Source organism: Micromonospora sp. NPDC051141, assembly GCF_044455765.1.
Lineage (GTDB): Bacteria > Actinomycetota > Actinomycetes > Mycobacteriales > Micromonosporaceae > Micromonospora.
On sequence record NZ_JBITFD010000007.1, the window covers coordinates 221711 to 236865 of the forward strand.

The window sequence follows — 15155 nt, forward strand, 5'->3', positions numbered from 1 at the left end:
GGGTGCTGTCGGGGTCGGCGTCCGGCGCCGCGCGGCGCGGTCAGCGCCAGCGGTCGGCGGTGTCCCGGGGCGGGCGACCGTAACCGTCCGGCTCCGGGCGGCGCCACTCCGGCTCGGGCTGCCGTTCCGGCCCGGGCTGCTGCCACTCCGGCTCGGGCCGCTGCCACTCGGGCTGGGGCTGCCGCCACTCCGGTTGGCCGCTACGTGGGGTCGGCGGTCGCCACGCGTCCGGCACCGGCACCCCACCGGGCGGCAGCGCCGGCTGGCTCTCCCCCGACCAGCCGTCGCCCGACGACGGCTCCCGCTCGTGCCGCGGTCCCCCGACGTCGTGGTACGCCGGCTCGCGGTCGTGGCGGGTCGGGCCGGTGCCGTCGTGGCCGGGTGGCGTGGGCGTGCCGCGGACGGAGGCCCACCGGTCCTCGATCCGGTACCCGGTGCCACCGCCGTCGGCGTGCACCGCGGCCCGCCGTTCCCCGACCCGGACCTCCCGTCCCTGACCGTCGTCGCGGACCTCGGCCCAGCGGTTGCCGGCACGCAACTCGGACCAGTGGCCGCCGTCCGGCTCGCCGACCGCCGCCCGGCCGTACGGTTCGGGCGACGCCGTCCGCTCGGGCGTTCCGGTCGGCGGCCAACCGGCCTCCGCGGGCGACGGCCGACCGGTCCGGTCGTCAGCCGACCCGGACCAGGGGCGCTGCTCGTCCGCCGGCCGGCCCGCCCGCGAGCCGGTCGACCACCCGTCCTCGGCCGGCCGCGCCGGCCAACCCCGCGCACCGCCTGTCGCACGACCGACGCCGGCCCAGGGATGCTCCCGCCCGTCACCGGTGCCGGTGCCGGTGCCGGTGCCGGTGCCGGTGCCGGTGCCGAATTGTTCGTCGCCCGGTGTGTCAGACCGGAAGCCGTCAGCCCGTCCACCCTCGTTCCGCGAACCGGGCCACGCCCCGCCGTCCCGCGCGCCGTCGTCTCGTACACCCGGCCACGCGCCGCCGTCGTCCCGGGCAGCGGACCAGGCACCGCCGTGATCCCGCGAACCCGGCCACACGCCGCCGTCCGGTCCGCCGCCGTCCCGGCTGTCGGGCCACGCCCGCTCCGGGCCGGACGAGGAGGGCCCGGGCCAGGCATCCTGCCCGGCACCCGGCCAACCGGCGCGCGCGTGGTCGTCCCCGGCCGGCTCACGGTGGCCGGCACCGCGCCGGCCGGCCGGTTCCGCACCGGGCGGCCGGTCCTCCGCCGACGGGGACCAGCGGCCGGCGTACCCCCCGTACCGGGTGCCGGCCGGGTCGCCACCGCCGTCCACGAAGGTGTGCCGCGTGGTGACGTGCACGGTCTCGGTGTGGTGGACCACCCCGACCGGACGGGATTCCGGTCGGGCAGCCGGTCCGGGTGCCCGCGCCGCGCCGTACCCACCGCCGGCGGACCGTTCCGCGTCCCGCCCGGTGGGCGGCGGCTCCGTGCCGTAGCTGCCGAACTCCGAGCGCTCGGCACGCCGGGCCGGGCCGGCCGCGTGGCTGCCGGGCTCCGCGTACTCACCGGCCGGGTGGTCGCGATCGACGCCGGGCGGCCCGGGTCGCGCCCGGCCCGCCACGGCGTACGCGTCGGATCCGGACCGCTCGGCCCGGTCGTCGACGTGGCTGCCGGCGGCATCCGAACGACCGGCCCACGGCGGGTCGACCTGCTGGTCGGTGCCGAAACGACCCCCCGTCACCGGGTTCGGCTCATCCTCGTCGGGGCCGGCCGGATGGGCCCGTCCCGCGTCGTACGCGCCGGCGACCGGGACCCGGGCCCGCCCGCCCGGGCGTTCCTCGGCGGGTGGGGTGGCCAGGCCCGCAGCCGCCGCGTCGAGCCGTCGGCGCACCGCGCCGGCCGCTTCCTCCGCCCGTTGGGCCTGGTCGAGCGCCTGGTTCCCGCGTTGGGCGGCGGCCACGATCTCGGCCCGCAACTCCCGGCGGAGCTGCTCCAGCTCCTCGCGCAAGCCCTCGGACACGGCCCCGTCGCCGCCGCTGTCGGACCGCAGCGCGATGGAGAGGCCGATCAGCACGACCGCGAGGATCGCGAGCACGGCACCGAACCGGAGCGTGCCGTTGCCGTCGGCGACCAGCAGGATCAACGCCGCCAGGGGGGCCAACCCCACACCGATCCAGAACAGGATCGTCAGTGGCGTCGGGGTGCGCTTGTCGGCGGGGATGACCGAGGCTGGCATGGGTGAGCAGAGTACCGAGAGTTCCATCGGAGTGGAACGGGTCGGCACAGTCGGATGCCCGCACCGCCGGCCGGGTCGCCGGTTCCGCCGCACCGCCGGCCGGTCACACCGGCCGGCGGCAACGGCGAGCGATCAGCTGGTGGCGAGCGCGGCGTCGGACGAGAAGACCAGACCGACGCTTGCGGAACCGGTCTTCAGCGCGTTCTTGGTCTGCGGGCCGCCCGCGTCCAGCGAGCTGAACGAGCCGGCCTTGAAGTCGTAGACCTCGACGAGCCCGGCCTGGCACTTCGGCCGCTGCGGGCACTCCGGCGGGCCGGCCAGCACGGTGGCCTGACCGGAGCACTTCGCGGCCAGATCGGAGAGCGTGGAGACGCCGTACTTGTCGGCGAAGGCCTTGGTGACGGCGAACGCGTTCTGGTCCTGCGCCTGGGACGGCTGGCCGAACACCAGGCCGGACTTGTCGCCCTCGGTCTTGAGCGCGGCGACCGTCTTCTCCAGCTCGGGCGAGGAGATCGGCTGGGCGTCCTTGCCGTTGGCCTTCGTGTTGAGGAACTCCGCCATGGTGGCGGCGTACTCCGGGACGACCTGGATCTGGCCCTTCTCCAGGGCCGGCTCGTAGAGCTCCCGGTTGCCGATGGTCTGCACCTTGACCTGGTATCCGGCCGCGGTGAGCGCGATCTTGTAGAGCTCGGCGACGGTCTGGCTCTCGCTGAAGTTGCCGGCGCCGACCGTGACCTGGCCGCCCGGCCCCTTCTCGATCCCGTCGGTCACGCCGTTGGCGCCGGCGAACTCCTGCGCCGCCACCTGGGGCGTCTTCCGGTCGACGTCGACCGCCCGGTTGAGCTGGATCAGCTTCGGGGTGTCGAGCTTCGCGGAGACCTTGTCCAGCGCGGCGACCAACTGCGGGGTGGCCGCCTTCTTGTTGATCGCGGGAAGGACGTTGTCGGTGTTCTGGAGCTTCTTGTCGTCGGTGAGGACGACGAGCTGGTCACCCGCCACCGGGGCGCAACCGGCACCCGAGGCGCCCGCCTCGGGCGCGTCGGTGCCGGACGAGCCGGCGTCACCGCAGCCGGTGAGGAGACCCGCCGCGACGAGGGCGCCGAAGGCCCCCGCGAGCAGCCGTGAACGTGCGCGCATCAGCGCCCGCCTTCCGTGTCCCGGCGCGACCCTCCGGGCCGGCCGCGTGTCCGACGGGCGATCCGAACGCCGCCCGCGACTTCACCCAACATCCTCCGGAACCGACCGACAAACCCGAGGGCGTTTTCGTCATCCGATCGTCACCGGACCGTCGACATCACGGTGACCGGCGTCTCACGGCCGCGTCGGCGAGGGCCAGCGGACGGGTCAGCCGCCGGCCGTGGCCGCCACCGCACGGCGGTTCGCCCGCCGCCGGGCCCGCCGCAGCGGGCGCGGCGTGACCAACCGCTCCACCACCGCGAGCACGCCCTCGACCAGCAGCGCCAGGCCGGCCACCAGGACCCCGCCGGCGATGATCTGGCCGCCGCCGGCGGCGATGTCGAGGCCGAAGCCGGCGCGGATGATCTGGCCCAACCCGCCGCCGTTGACGAAGGACGCCAGCGCGGCGGTGGCCACCACCTGCACGGCCGCGGTCCGGAACCCGGCCGCCAGGTAGGGCACCGACAGCGGCAGCTCCACCCGGCGCAGCACCTGCCCGCCGGAGAGCCCCATGCCGCGCGCGGCGTCCCGGGCCTCCGCGTCGGCCTGCCGGACCCCGGTGTACGCGTTCGCCAGCAGCGGCGGCACCGCGAAGACGGCGAGCGCCACCACCACCGAGGCGCGGCCGAACCCGAGGAAGGTCAGCGGCAGGATGGTCAGCAACGCCAGCGTGGGGATCGCCAGCGTGACGTTGGAGACCAGCAGCACCACGCCACCGCCCCGACCGCTGTGCCCGAGCCAGAGGCCGATCGGCCAGGCCACCAGGCAGCCGAGCAGCACCGCCAGGGCGGACATGCTCAGGTGCTCGCCCAGCCGGTCCAGCACGCCACCGGGGTTGGTCCAGTTCAGCGGGTCGTTCAGCCAGGTCACCGCCGCCTCGACCGGGTTCACCGGGCTGACCTTCCGTTCGCGACTGCGGGGCTCCGCCGCGCCGCACTCCGCACGCTCACGAGTTTCTCCCGCGCAGCCAGGGGGTGAGCAGCCGGCCCACGCCGGCCAGGACCAGGTCGAGCACCAGCGCCAGCAGCACGCAGAGCACCGTGCCGGTCATGATCTGCGCCTTGTAGAAGTTGTTCTGGAAGCCGGCGAAGATGAGCTGGCCGAGCCCGCCCCGGCCCACCACCACCCCGACCGTGACCAGCGCGACCGTGGAGACGGTGGCCAGGCGTACGCCGGTGAGGATGCCGGGCAGCGCCAGCGGCAGCTCGATCCGGAACAGCCGGCCCCAGCGGCCGTACCCCATGCCCTCGGCGGCCTCCCGCACCTCGGGCGGCACCTGGTTCAGGCCGGCCATCGTGTTGCGCACGATCACCAGCAGCGCGTACAACGCCACCACGGTGAGCACGGTCACCGCGCCGATGCCGAGGTACGGGGCGAGGAACGCGAACAGCGCCAGCGACGGGATCGTGTAGAGCACCCCGGTCAGCGCCAGGATGGACGCGGCCAGCGACCGGAACCAGTACGCTGCCACCGCGAGCGGCAGCGCCACCAGCGCGGCGATCACCACGGCCCGGGCGGTCAGCCAGGTGTGCTCGCGCAACGCGGCGAGGATGCTGTCAGAGTTGTCCCGCACGTACCGCCAGGAGAACCACGGATTACCCGGGGCGGCCCGGTAGCTCAGGTGGAGGAACACACGTGGACGTTACCCCGGAGACCCCCGCCGGTCACGGCGCCGCCTCGATCACGCTGGAGCGCATCCGCAAGCGCTACCCGGACGGCACCGAAGCGGTCCGTGAGCTGAGCCTGGAGGTGAGGGCCGGCGAGCTGGTGGTGCTGATCGGCCCGTCCGGCTGCGGCAAGTCCACCGTGCTGCGGATGATCAACCGGCTGATCGAGCCGACCGACGGTCGGATCCTGCTCGGCGACGACGACGTCACCCGGGTCGACCCGGTGACGTTGCGTCGCCGCATCGGCTACGTGATCCAGAACGTCGGCCTCTTCCCGCACCAGACCGTGGCCGCCAACGTGGCCACCGTGCCGGGGCTGCTGGGCTGGTCCCGGGACCGGACCCGGGCCCGGGTCGGCGAGCTGCTGGAGCTGGTCGGGCTCGACCCGGCGCAGTTCGGCAGGCGCTACCCGCACGAACTCTCCGGTGGCCAGCGGCAACGGGTCGGGGTGGCGCGTGCGCTCGCCGCCGACCCGGTGGTGCTGCTGATGGACGAGCCGTTCTCGGCGGTCGACCCGATCGTCCGGACCCGGTTGCAGGAGGAGTTCCTCCGGTTGCAGGCCGAGGTCCGCAAGACCATCGTGCTGGTCACCCACGACCTCGACGAGGCGGTCCGGCTGGGCGACCGGATCGCGGTGCTGTCCGAGGGCGGGGTGTTGGAACAGTACGACCGGCCGGCCGCGCTGCTCGGCTCGCCCGCCTCGGCGTTCGTCCGCGAGTTCGTCGGCGCCGACCGGGGCATCCGGCAGCTCGCGGTCACCCCGGTGACCCGCGCGGTGCTCGACCCGCTCCCGGCCGGCGACACCGACGGGCTGCCCACGGTGGCGCTGGGCAGCTCGGCCTACGACGCGCTGGGCACGCTGCTCACCGCCGGCGCCGACCGGGCCGTGGTAACCGAGGACGGCCGTCCACTGGGGCTGCTCGCCCGCACCCGGGTGCTGACCCTGGGCGCGGTCGACTGAGCCGACCCGGCCGGATCATCGCCCCGGCCAGGCCGATGATCCCGGCGAGGTCAGGCCGGCCCGACCTGGCCAGGCCGACGATCCCGGGTGCGGTCAGGCCCGGCCGCCCAGGCTGGCCAGGCCGACGATCCAGCCGGCGAAGAAGCCGTACGCGGCGCCGGTGCTCGCGGCCTGGAACGCGGCGTAGAGCGTGCCGTGCGGCCCGAGCAGCGTGGCGAGCAGCGCGCTGAGCCCGGCGGCCAGGGCGTACGCGCCCCAACCGGAGAGGAACTGGCTGCCCGAGGCCGCCACCCGGTCGACCTGCGGACCGGGCAGCAGGTAGAGCAGCGCCGCAGCCAGCACGATCAACAGGATCGCCCGCAGGTTGGTGGCGAGCATCCCCTCGTCCGCGTGCCACCGCCAGGCCGGCCAGGCCAGCAGCCGCAGGAACCAACCACCGGCGCCGGTCGGGTCGGTGTGCTGCTGCGCCCAGTCGACGTACATCGGGCTGCCGCCGACCGCGACGAGCAGGAACGCGGCGAGCGTGCCGGTACCGGCGGCCGTGCCGTACCGGCTGACGGTGCGCGGGCGGTTGGTGAGGGCCATGGCACGGCCAGTTCCCGGGGCACCGCGGCGGGCAAACCTGCCCGGTCGTCGGACCGCCGCCGGCCGGCGTACGGCCACCGGATCAGTGCTTCATCAGGTAGTCCATGAAGGCGGCCCGCAGCAGCGGCGCGGACTCCTCGTACCCGTGCCCGGTCAGCTCGCGCCACAGCGCGTTGGCCTCGTCGATGGTCGGCCCGACCGAGTTGGGCGCGCCGTCCAGGGCCGCCGCCTCGTCGGCGTTCGGCAGGTGCCGCAGCACCGACCAGAAGAACCTGACGTCGCGACGCTCCCGGGCCAGGTGGAACGCCTGCTCGCGCAACTCCTCGGTGGAGAGCTTGTCGAGCTCGTCGAAGGTACGGCCGCCGGGGGCAGGAGTCTCCGTCATGCCGCCGAGCCTAACCGCCGAGATCAGCTCCGGCCCGCCGGACGCGACGCCACCGGCCGACGTCAGCGGCCGTCGGTGTCCCAGCGTCGCGGCTCGTTCTCCCAGCGCGGCGCCTCCCAGGCGTCGACCGGGGTGTCGGTGTCCCGCACCGGCAGCACCGACGGCCAGGTGTCGGTCGGCTCGGGCCTCGGCGGCATCACCCAACCGCCGCTGATCGTGCCGTCGCCGGGCGGCCGGGGCGGCGCGGGCGCGCCCACGGCGGGCCCGGCCGGGCGGGGCCGGCCGAACGTCTCCACCAGACGGGTGACCACCAGCCCACCGCCGAGGACGGCGCCGCCCACCGCCCACCGGCTGATCGTCCAGCCGTGCGCGTCGGCCCAGATCTGGAACACCACCACCAGGCAGACCGCCAGCAGCGCGCCGAAGATGCCGCCACGCCGGCCGTACGCGCTGGTGCCGCCGAGCAGCACGGTGCCGACCGCCAGCACGGACCAGTCCAGCCCGGTGCCCGGCGGTACCGGGCCGTGCCCGTTCGCGGCGATCAGCACGCCGCCGAGCATGGCCAGCACGGTGGAGCCGACGAGCGCCAGCGCGGTCACCGTGGCGGCCACCGCGCCCCGCCGACGCGCCGGGTCGGCGACCGGACGGAACCGGCCGAGCAGCCGGCGTACCGGTTTGATCGCGCCGAACAGACCGCCGAGGACGGCCACCGCGGCGAAGCCGACGAAGAGGTAGAGCGCGGTGCGGCGGGGGTCGTAGTCGCCCTGGACCGCGACCGGGACGGTCCGGCGCTCCAGCCAGACGATCACGCCGGCCGCGCCGGCCAGGCTCGCCGCCCAGCCGGGCACGTGCGGCACCACGACGGCCAGGGCGAGCGCCAGCCCACCGACCGCCGCCACCGCCAGCGCCGGCAGCAGCGCGTCGCGGAGACCCCGGTCGCCCTGCTCGGCGAAGTGCACCGCGGCGGCCAGCGCGACCGGGCCGACCGCGAGGTTCACCGCGGCGGCCCGCAGGCTCAGTCCGGCGGCCAACGTGAGCAGGCCCAGCCCGGCCACGTCGACGAGCAGCATCTTCAGCGCGCCGCCGCGCAACGCGTCCGAATCCTCCCGCCAGAGCAGCCAGGTCACCGTGATCAGGCCGGCCAGCAGCAGGAACTCCCAGACCACGTGCACCGCGATCCGGTCCCGGCCGGGCTCGCCGTGGGAGGGGTCGTCGAAGACGTTCTCCAGCACCGCGGCGGGCACGCCGGACGGCGTGTCCGGTGGCAGTGTCCGGCCCGACTCGTCGTACCCCATTGGCCCGTGCCTCCCAGGTGGCCGCGTCCGGCCCACTCGCGGGCGGACCGGCGGCGGCCGTCGCTCTCCGGTCGCCAGGGACGGTACCTGCGGGCGGTGACGGGGGAAACCCTGTGCTCAGCGGCGCCCGCGCGGCGTCTCCCGATCGCCCGGTTCCCGGTCCTCGTCGTCCTCCTGCTCGGGCACCCGGCACGAGCGCTCCAGCCAGAGCGCCGCGGCGACCAGGGCCAGCGCGGCGACCAGGCCGGCCACCGCGGCCGGACGGTCGCCGGCGGCGGCGTTGGTCCGCTCCACGAAGAGCCAGCCGGCCAGCCCGGCGTAGAAGCCGGCGAAGATGGCCCCGGCCAGCGCGGACGCCTTGGCGAGCACCACGAACCGGGCGACCAGGAGCGGGTTCACCGGCTCCCGGCCGGGCCGGCGCTCGACCCGGGCGCGGGTGTTGGCCGCCGCGTAGCCCTCCAGCACGGCCAGCCCGGCCAGCGTGATCACCGGCAGCCACGGCAGGTCGGGGGCGAAGTCGTAATAGAAACCGCTGATCAGCAGCCAGGCCACCGCGGCGGCGGCCAGACCGGCCACCACCAGCGTGGAGACCCGGGTCGGCCCCATCCGGAAGCGGTCGGGGTCCTGCGGGGGCCGGGCCGTACTCATGCGTCCGACTCTAGCGTCAGATCGGGCCGTGGGCTCAGTTCCAGGGCGTCGGCGGCCAGCGGCTCGGCGTTGAGCAGGTCGGTCAGCCAGCCGTGCCCGGGCAGCCGGCCGTGCGGCTCGATGTCGATCCACGGCCGCAGCACGAACGCGCGCAGGTGCGCCCGGGGGTGCGGCAGGGTCAGCTCGGGATCGTCGCTGAGCACCGGCTGCCCGGCGGCGTCCCAGACCGCGACGACGTCCACGTCGAGCGTGCGCGGCCCGTACCGGCGGGCCGGGTCGCGGGTCCGGCCGGCCGCCGCCTCCGCGGCCCGGGCCCGCGCCAGCCAGTCCGCCGGCGCCGCCGCCGGGTCCGCGACCATCACCGCCGCGTTCAGGTACGCGGGCTGGTCGGCGTCCCCCCACGGTGGAGTCTCGTAGACGCCGGAGACCAGCAGCACGTCGCCGCCGAGCGTGGCCACCGCGCCGCGCAAATGGTCGAGGCGGTCGCCGAGGTTGCTGCCGATCGACAGCACGGCCCGGCTCACCGGGTACGCCGCATCGTGACGGCCACGTCGTGGAAGGCGTGCGGGATCGGAGCCTCCGGCTTGTGCACGGTCACCGTCGCGGCGACGACCAGCGGCTCGGCCAGGCAGACCGCGAGCAGCCGGTCGGCGAGCGTCTCGATCAGGTTCACCGGCTCGCCGGTGAGCACCGCGACCAACCGCTCGGCCAGTTCGCCGTAGTGCACGGTGTCGGTCACCTCGTCGGACCGGGCGGCCGGGGCCAGGTCGAGTTCGAGCACCGCGTCGACCACGAACTCCTGCCCCTGGGCCCGCTCGAAGTCGTAGACCCCGTGCCGCCCGTGCGCCCGCAGGCCGGTCAACTCGATCCGGTCGGTCATCGGTGTCCCTCTCCGGCCGTGCCGGCGCTCGTGGTGGCCAGTCGGGGGCGGCCGGTGGCCCGCCAGACCGCGAGCGCGTCGGCGGTGCCGCGGACGTCGTGCACGCGTACCCCCCAGGCGCCGGCGGCGACGGCGAGCACGCTTGTCGCGATGGTCGCGGCCGCCCGTCCGGCGGTGGGGCGCGGCTCGCCGGCCGGGTCGGCGAGCAACCGGCCCAGGTAGGACTTGCGGCTGGCCCCGAAGAGCAGCGGGAAGCCGAGGTCGACCAGCTCGGGCAGGCGGGCGCTGAGTTCCCAGTTGTGCGCGGCGGTCTTCGCGAAGCCGAGCCCGGGGTCGACGATGATCCGGTCGGCGGCGACGCCGGCGGCGAGCGCCGCGTCGACACGCTGGCCCAACTCGGCCCGGACGTCGGCCACCACGTCGGTGTAGGTGGCCAGGTCGCGCATGCCACGCGAGTGGCCCCGCCAGTGCATGAGCACCCAGGGGCAGCCGGCGTCCCGGACCACCCGGGCCATGTCCGGGTCGGCGAGCCCGCCGGAGACGTCGTTCACCACGTCCGCACCGGCCGCGAGCACCGCCTCGGCGACGCGGGCCCGGCTGGTATCGATGCTGACCGGGATGCCGGCGGCGCTCAGTTCACGGATCACCGGCAGCACCCGGGCGGTCTCGGTCTCCGCGTCGACCCGGTCGGCGCCGGGCCGGGTGGACTCGCCGCCGACGTCGACCAGGTCCGCGCCGGCCGCGCGGAGTCGCACCCCGTGTGCGACGGCGGCGTCCAGATCGGCGTATCTGCCGCCGTCGGAGAAGGAGTCGGGGGTGACGTTGAGGACGCCCATCACCACCGGGGCGTCCGCTCGTACCAGATCGGTCACGGACCCGACAGTACCGTTCGCCAGCAGGGCTTCCGGCGACCGGGCGCGACCCGGATACGACGCCCCTGACGTGCGCATTGGAACAGGTGTACGATCGGTCGTCCGGGTCGAAGCGGGTCCACTCTTCGCGGCTTGTCGCAAAGGTGGCCGGCCCGTACGCTTTGGAATTGCCCAGCATCGAGATGGCGAAGCCCGGAGGGGAGGGCCGAAGCGGGAAGAATCCGCCCAAAGCTCACCACTCTTCGTGGTGGGTGACGGACGCAGCGTCGACGGCGCTGTTCCCGTCGAGCACCATCCCGCCAGGCTTGTCCAACTGCACCATCGCGGCGCCGCCGGCCGCGACCTTTGGGGAGGTTTCCAGTGATCGCCATCGAGCTCATGGCAACGGCGTCCACCGCCGTCGACCACGCGCTCCACACCCTGGCGTCGACTCCACTCGCCGAGCCGGCTCCGAAGGGCATCGACACCGACAACGTCGTCACGTTCTTCGCCAGCAAGGTCGCGCCGATCCTGCTCGCCGTGCTCGGCGTGATCTTCATCGGGCGGGCCAGCCGAGGTGAGATCTCCAAGGTGCTGACCAGCTCCGCCATCGCCATCATCGGGCTGGCCTTCATCGCCGGCGCGGCCACACTCTTCTTCGTCGGCGACTACCTGATCAACCTCATCTTCGAGTAGGGCGTTGGGCGACGATGCGGCTGCGCACCGACGACGACATCTACCGGGCTCGCCTCGTCTACCTGGGGCCGCCCGGCTACACCCTGCCCGTCCATCTGCCGTACGCCCAGTACGGCCTGTTCATGCTGCTCGTACCCCTCTACGTGTTCATCCACTGGTTGTTCACGCTCCAGGTCGAGCTCTTCCCCGCCTGGGAGATCTCGCTCGCCATCGTGACGACCTCGTTCATCTTCCGGTACGTCGACCCGGACCGGCCGGCGCGCATGGTCATCCGGACCGCGCTGACCGACTGGCGACGCACCCGGGAGCCGGCCGCCGAGCTGCGGGACCCGCGCCTCGTCGCGAGCCGGATCAGGATCCGGGAGGAACTGGCATGACCGGGCGCAGGCCGACGACGCAGACGAACGACGCGGGTGAGGCGGTCGCATGAGTCGCTCCTCCACGCCGGGTTCCCCGGCCGGACGCCCGGCCGACACGCCTGGTAACCGTGCGCGATCGTTCGACTACCCGCCGGACGAGGATCTGGACGAGGTCGTGCTGGACCCGGCGCTCGTCACCAGCCCCGGCCACGGTCGCGTCGGCGTATTCCAGCCGCCACGCCCGCTCGGTCCGCGCGGTGGTGACGCCGCTCGCGAGCCGGTCCGTCCCGACGGCGACATCGACTCGCCGTTCCTCGACCTGTTCGGCGGCGCGCAGCCCCGGATCCGCCGCCCCGCCGCCGCCACCCCGCCGGCCCTGCCGGTCGAGCCGGTGGTGGCCCCGCCCCGACGCGGCGTCGGCGGCGTCGGGCGCGACGCGCTGCCGATCCCGCACCAGCCCGCCGCGCCGGCCGAACCCGCGCCGCCGGCCCGGCCCGAACCGCCGGCCCGGGAGCCCGCCCCCGGCGTACGCGCGGTGGAGCGACAGCGGCCGGAGCACGCGCTCGCCGCGCCCGCCGCGCCGCCCGCGCTCGACCCGCCGCCGGCGACCCGCAGCCGGGTGCCGCTCCAGGTGGGCGACCGGCTAGCGCTCCGCCCCATCGCCGAGCCGGAGCCGGCTGTCGAACCCGTGCTCCCGCCGGCCGCGCACGCCGAGCTCGGAGCCGCCGCGCACCGCACCGACCCGCGTGAGGCGGCACCCGACCTGCTGGACCGGCCGGCGCCGTCCCGGGAGGTCGGCTGGCCCGCGCACCGTGAGGTGACGCCGCCCCGGCAACGCTCGGCCGACCGCCGGAACAAGCCGGCCAAGCCGGTCCGGGTCCGCGCCCCGAAGATCAAGTTCGGCGACCGGGACCCGGCCGTCGAGCTGGCCATCACCGAGATCGCCGGCCACCTCACCTTCACCCCCAACACGGTGACCGCCTGGTACTGGCTGCCCGAGGTGCGCTGGGCGTTCCGCCCCGACGCGGAACGCGAGGCGCTGCTCTCGGCCATCTCCGAGCAGTACGCCGGCCTGGCCGGATTCCGGCTGCACCTGCGCCGCACCACCCGGCCCTTCCCGGCCGACGAGTGGGCGCGCACCATCGACGCGCACACCGCCACCCCGCTGCCCGACGTCCCCGGCACCGCCGGCTGGGCCGACCACCTGGTCGCCGCCCAGCGACACCTCATGTCCGTCAACCACGCCGAGGGCCAGACCTACCTCGGGGTCACCTTCGCCCGCCGGTCGCTCGGCGACTCGCTCACCGAACGCCTGCTGCGCACGTTCGGCCGGGGCACCGCCGACGGCGAGCGGCGCCGGCTGGGCCGCACCGTCGAGCAGTTCGACGAGGTGCTCGGCGCGTTCGGCATGCGCGGGCGCCGGGTCACCGCGCCCGAGCTGGAGTGGCTGCTCTACCGCTCGGTGGCGCTCTGCATGGCGCCGCCCGGCGTGCTCTCCCCGATCACCAACGGCCGGTGGGAACGCGGCGACCTGCTGGCCCTCACCGAGCAGGTCGAGCGCTACCGCACCCCGTACGGCTCCACCGTGAAGCTGGTCAACCGGATGACCGGCGAGGAACGGCACGTGGCCGTGCTCGCGGTCGGCCGGATGGAACCGCTGGAGATCCCCGAGCGGCACGAGCCCTGGCTGCACTTCCACGAGCGGCTGCCGTGGCCGATGGAGCTGTCCACCCGGGTCGACCTCCTCGGCCCCAACGACTCCTTCCGGAACCTCGAACACCGGCTCCGGATGATCCGCTCCCAGCAGCTCGACTACGCCGAGCACGGCATCGACGCCCCGCCCGAGCTGGAGCGGCTGGCCAAACGGGCCCTGGTGATCGGGGATGAGATGACCACCGGGCTGCCTGTCGACTCGGCCCGGGCGCACGGCTGGCACCGGATCGCGGTCGGCGGTCGCACCCGCGAGGAATGCCTGGAGCGGGCCCGCCGCCTGATCCAGCTCTACTCCCGCGAGCTGCGCATCTCGCTCCAGCACCCGAAGAACCAGGACTGGCTGGCCCGCGAGTTCATCCCCGGCGAGCCCATCGCCAACACCGGATACGTCCGGCGGATGCCGGTCCAACTGCTCGCCGCCGCGCTGCCCCAGGCCGCGTCCACGGTCGGCGACCGGCGCGGCGACCTGATCGGCCGGACCGCCGGCACCTGCCGTCGCCCGGTCTTCCTCGACCTGCACTTCCCGATGGAGGTCCGCGAACGCTCCGGGCTCGCCGTCTTCGTCGCCGAACCGGGCGGCGGCAAGTCCACGCTGCTCGGCGCGCTCGGCTACCTGGCCGCGCGGCGCGGCGTGCAGGTGACGCTGCTCGACCCGTCCGGCCCGCTGGCCCGGCTCTGCGCCATGCCCGAGCTGGCGCCCTACTCGCGGGTACTCAACCTGACCGGCTCGGAACAGGGGACGCTGGCCCCGTACGCGCTGATCCCCACGCCGCTGCGCAGCGAGTTCGGCACCGGGGCGGCCGGCGACCGGGAGTTCGAGATCGCCGTCTCCAACGCCCGCGCCGAACGCCGGATGCTGGTGCAGGACATCTGCATGATGCTGGTGCCACCGCAGGTGGCCCGGGAGGCGTCCACCGCCACCCTGTTCCGGCACGCCGTACGCCAGGTGCCGGCCGAGGAGACCTCCACCCTGGACGACGTGGTCGCCTGCCTCCAGGGGCTCGACGACGACGCCGGCCGCGAACTGGCGAACCTGCTGCTCGACACCGCCGAGATGCCGCTGGCGATGCTCTTCTTCGGCCGCCCGCCGGAAGGACTGCTCGGCGCCGACGCGGCGCTCACCGTGATCACCATGGCCGGTCTCCGGCTGCCCGACCTCAAGATCGAGCGCGAGTACTGGTCGGCCGAGGAGGCCCTGGCCCTGCCGATGCTGCACACCGCGCACCGGCTGGCGGTCCGCCGCTGCTACGGCGGGTCGATGGCGTCCCGAAAGCTCGTCGGCCTGGACGAGGCGCACTTCATGGAGGGTTGGCGCTCCGGACGGTCGTTCCTGGTCCGGCTCGCCCGCGACTCCCGGAAGTGGAACCTCGCCGCGCTTGTCGCCTCGCAGAACCCGAAGGACATCCTCGGCCTCGACGTGCAGAACCTCGTCTCCACCGTCTTCGTCGGCCGGATCGCCGAGGACAGCGAGATCGCCTCCGAGGCGCTGCGGCTGCTCCGGGTGCCGGTCGACGACGGCTACGAGGCCACCCTCGCCTCGCTCTCCCAGGCCGACAGCGGTTCCGCCAACCGGCTCGGGTTCCGTGAGTTCGTCATGCGCGACGTCGACGGACGCGTGCAGAAGGTCCGGGTCGACGTGTCGTACGTCGACGGGCTGCTGAAGCACCTGGACACCACCCCTGCCGCGGTCGCCCAGGCCGCCGGCCAACTGCCGACCGTGCTGGCTGATCTGGAGGCGTGAC

Annotated in this window: 15 protein-coding genes; 4 read left to right on the top strand and 11 right to left on the bottom strand. The window is 74.7% G+C overall.

The features are described 5' to 3' along the window. Nucleotides 1-40: 40 nt before the first annotated feature. The 4 genes from ACIA6B_RS16210 to ACIA6B_RS16225 all read right to left on the bottom strand — a co-directional run bounded on the left by ACIA6B_RS16210 (nucleotide 41) and on the right by ACIA6B_RS16225 (nucleotide 5006). Complete coding sequence (locus ACIA6B_RS16210; protein WP_396774012.1) at nucleotides 41-2197, bottom strand: hypothetical protein; 2157 nt, start codon at nucleotides 2195-2197, stop codon at nucleotides 41-43. Between the two features lie 132 nt (nucleotides 2198-2329). Then, nucleotides 2330-3334 (bottom strand): glycine betaine ABC transporter substrate-binding protein, encoded by a 1005-nt coding sequence (locus ACIA6B_RS16215; protein ID WP_396774013.1) that lies wholly within the window; start codon nucleotides 3332-3334, stop codon nucleotides 2330-2332. A gap of 207 nt (nucleotides 3335-3541) precedes the next feature. Then, on the bottom strand, nucleotides 3542-4264 hold the full coding sequence (locus tag ACIA6B_RS16220; RefSeq protein ID WP_396774015.1) for an ABC transporter permease: 723 nt from the start codon (nucleotides 4262-4264) through the stop codon (nucleotides 3542-3544). Nucleotides 4265-4319: 55 nt separating this feature from the next. Further along, on the bottom strand, nucleotides 4320-5006 hold the full coding sequence (locus ACIA6B_RS16225; protein ID WP_396774017.1) for an ABC transporter permease: 687 nt from the start codon (nucleotides 5004-5006) through the stop codon (nucleotides 4320-4322). A gap of 2 nt (nucleotides 5007-5008) precedes the next feature. On the opposite strand from ACIA6B_RS16225, the gene ACIA6B_RS16230 reads away from it, so the two are divergent. Further along, a complete protein-coding gene (locus ACIA6B_RS16230) occupies nucleotides 5009-6001 on the top strand; it encodes an ABC transporter ATP-binding protein (RefSeq protein WP_396774019.1) in 993 nt (330 codons plus the stop codon). Nucleotides 6002-6094: 93 nt separating this feature from the next. Here ACIA6B_RS16230 and ACIA6B_RS16235 read toward each other — a convergent pair whose 3' ends face one another. The 7 genes from ACIA6B_RS16235 to folP all read right to left on the bottom strand — a co-directional run bounded on the left by ACIA6B_RS16235 (nucleotide 6095) and on the right by folP (nucleotide 10666). After that, nucleotides 6095-6586, bottom strand: coding sequence for a hypothetical protein (locus ACIA6B_RS16235; protein ID WP_396774020.1), 492 nt, complete (start codon nucleotides 6584-6586; stop codon nucleotides 6095-6097). An 82-nt stretch (nucleotides 6587-6668) separates the two neighbouring features. Next, the gene (locus ACIA6B_RS16240) at nucleotides 6669-6971 is read right to left on the bottom strand and encodes a hypothetical protein (RefSeq protein WP_396774022.1); all 303 of its coding nucleotides are present in this window, start codon (nucleotides 6969-6971) and stop codon (nucleotides 6669-6671) included. Nucleotides 6972-7033: 62 nt separating this feature from the next. Then, a complete protein-coding gene (locus tag ACIA6B_RS16245) occupies nucleotides 7034-8266 on the bottom strand; it encodes an ABC transporter permease (protein ID WP_396774023.1) in 1233 nt (410 codons plus the stop codon). Nucleotides 8267-8383: 117 nt separating this feature from the next. Beyond that, nucleotides 8384-8914 carry a DUF3180 domain-containing protein gene (locus ACIA6B_RS16250; RefSeq protein WP_396774025.1) on the bottom strand — a complete coding sequence of 177 codons (531 nt, stop codon included), beginning with the start codon at nucleotides 8912-8914 and terminating at the stop codon, nucleotides 8384-8386. Beyond that, complete coding sequence (gene folK / locus ACIA6B_RS16255; protein ID WP_357299802.1) at nucleotides 8911-9438, bottom strand: 2-amino-4-hydroxy-6-hydroxymethyldihydropteridine diphosphokinase; 528 nt, start codon at nucleotides 9436-9438, stop codon at nucleotides 8911-8913. Before folK ends, ACIA6B_RS16250 begins: the two co-directional genes overlap by 4 nt. After that, the gene (gene folB / locus ACIA6B_RS16260) at nucleotides 9435-9794 is read right to left on the bottom strand and encodes a dihydroneopterin aldolase (protein WP_281934391.1); all 360 of its coding nucleotides are present in this window, start codon (nucleotides 9792-9794) and stop codon (nucleotides 9435-9437) included. The genes folK and folB overlap by 4 nt, the downstream gene beginning before the upstream one ends. Continuing rightward, a complete protein-coding gene (gene folP / locus ACIA6B_RS16265) occupies nucleotides 9791-10666 on the bottom strand; it encodes a dihydropteroate synthase (RefSeq protein WP_396774028.1) in 876 nt (291 codons plus the stop codon). Before folP ends, folB begins: the two co-directional genes overlap by 4 nt. A gap of 360 nt (nucleotides 10667-11026) precedes the next feature. Here folP and ACIA6B_RS16270 point away from each other — a divergent pair, with 360 nt between their 5' ends. From ACIA6B_RS16270 to ACIA6B_RS16280, 3 genes are read left to right on the top strand one after another with little or no spacing between them, the layout of a single operon-like run. After that, entirely contained in the window at nucleotides 11027-11341 is a 315-nt protein-coding gene (locus ACIA6B_RS16270; protein WP_091070155.1) for a hypothetical protein, read from the top strand. 14 nt (nucleotides 11342-11355) lie between these two features. Next, complete coding sequence (locus ACIA6B_RS16275) at nucleotides 11356-11718, top strand: hypothetical protein (RefSeq protein ID WP_089157613.1); 363 nt, start codon at nucleotides 11356-11358, stop codon at nucleotides 11716-11718. A gap of 49 nt (nucleotides 11719-11767) precedes the next feature. Continuing rightward, a complete protein-coding gene (locus ACIA6B_RS16280) occupies nucleotides 11768-15154 on the top strand; it encodes an ATP-binding protein (RefSeq protein ID WP_396774030.1) in 3387 nt (1128 codons plus the stop codon). The last annotated feature ends 1 nt before the right edge of the window (nucleotide 15155 follow it).

Coding starts and splice junctions, on each gene's coding strand:
- ACIA6B_RS16215 (WP_396774013.1), bottom strand. CDS start 3,334: ATGCGCGCACGTTCACGGCTGCTCGCGGGGGCCTTCGGCGCCCTCGTC.
- ACIA6B_RS16250 (WP_396774025.1), bottom strand. CDS start 8,914: ATGAGTACGGCCCGGCCCCCGCAGGACCCCGACCGCTTCCGGATGGGG.
- ACIA6B_RS16280 (WP_396774030.1), top strand. CDS start 11,768: ATGAGTCGCTCCTCCACGCCGGGTTCCCCGGCCGGACGCCCGGCCGAC.
- ACIA6B_RS16275 (WP_089157613.1), top strand. CDS start 11,356: ATGCGGCTGCGCACCGACGACGACATCTACCGGGCTCGCCTCGTCTAC.
- ACIA6B_RS16235 (WP_396774020.1), bottom strand. CDS start 6,586: ATGGCCCTCACCAACCGCCCGCGCACCGTCAGCCGGTACGGCACGGCC.
- ACIA6B_RS16245 (WP_396774023.1), bottom strand. CDS start 8,266: ATGGGGTACGACGAGTCGGGCCGGACACTGCCACCGGACACGCCGTCC.
- folB (WP_281934391.1), bottom strand. CDS start 9,794: ATGACCGACCGGATCGAGTTGACCGGCCTGCGGGCGCACGGGCGGCAC.
- ACIA6B_RS16210 (WP_396774012.1), bottom strand. CDS start 2,197: ATGCCAGCCTCGGTCATCCCCGCCGACAAGCGCACCCCGACGCCACTG.
- ACIA6B_RS16240 (WP_396774022.1), bottom strand. CDS start 6,971: ATGACGGAGACTCCTGCCCCCGGCGGCCGTACCTTCGACGAGCTCGAC.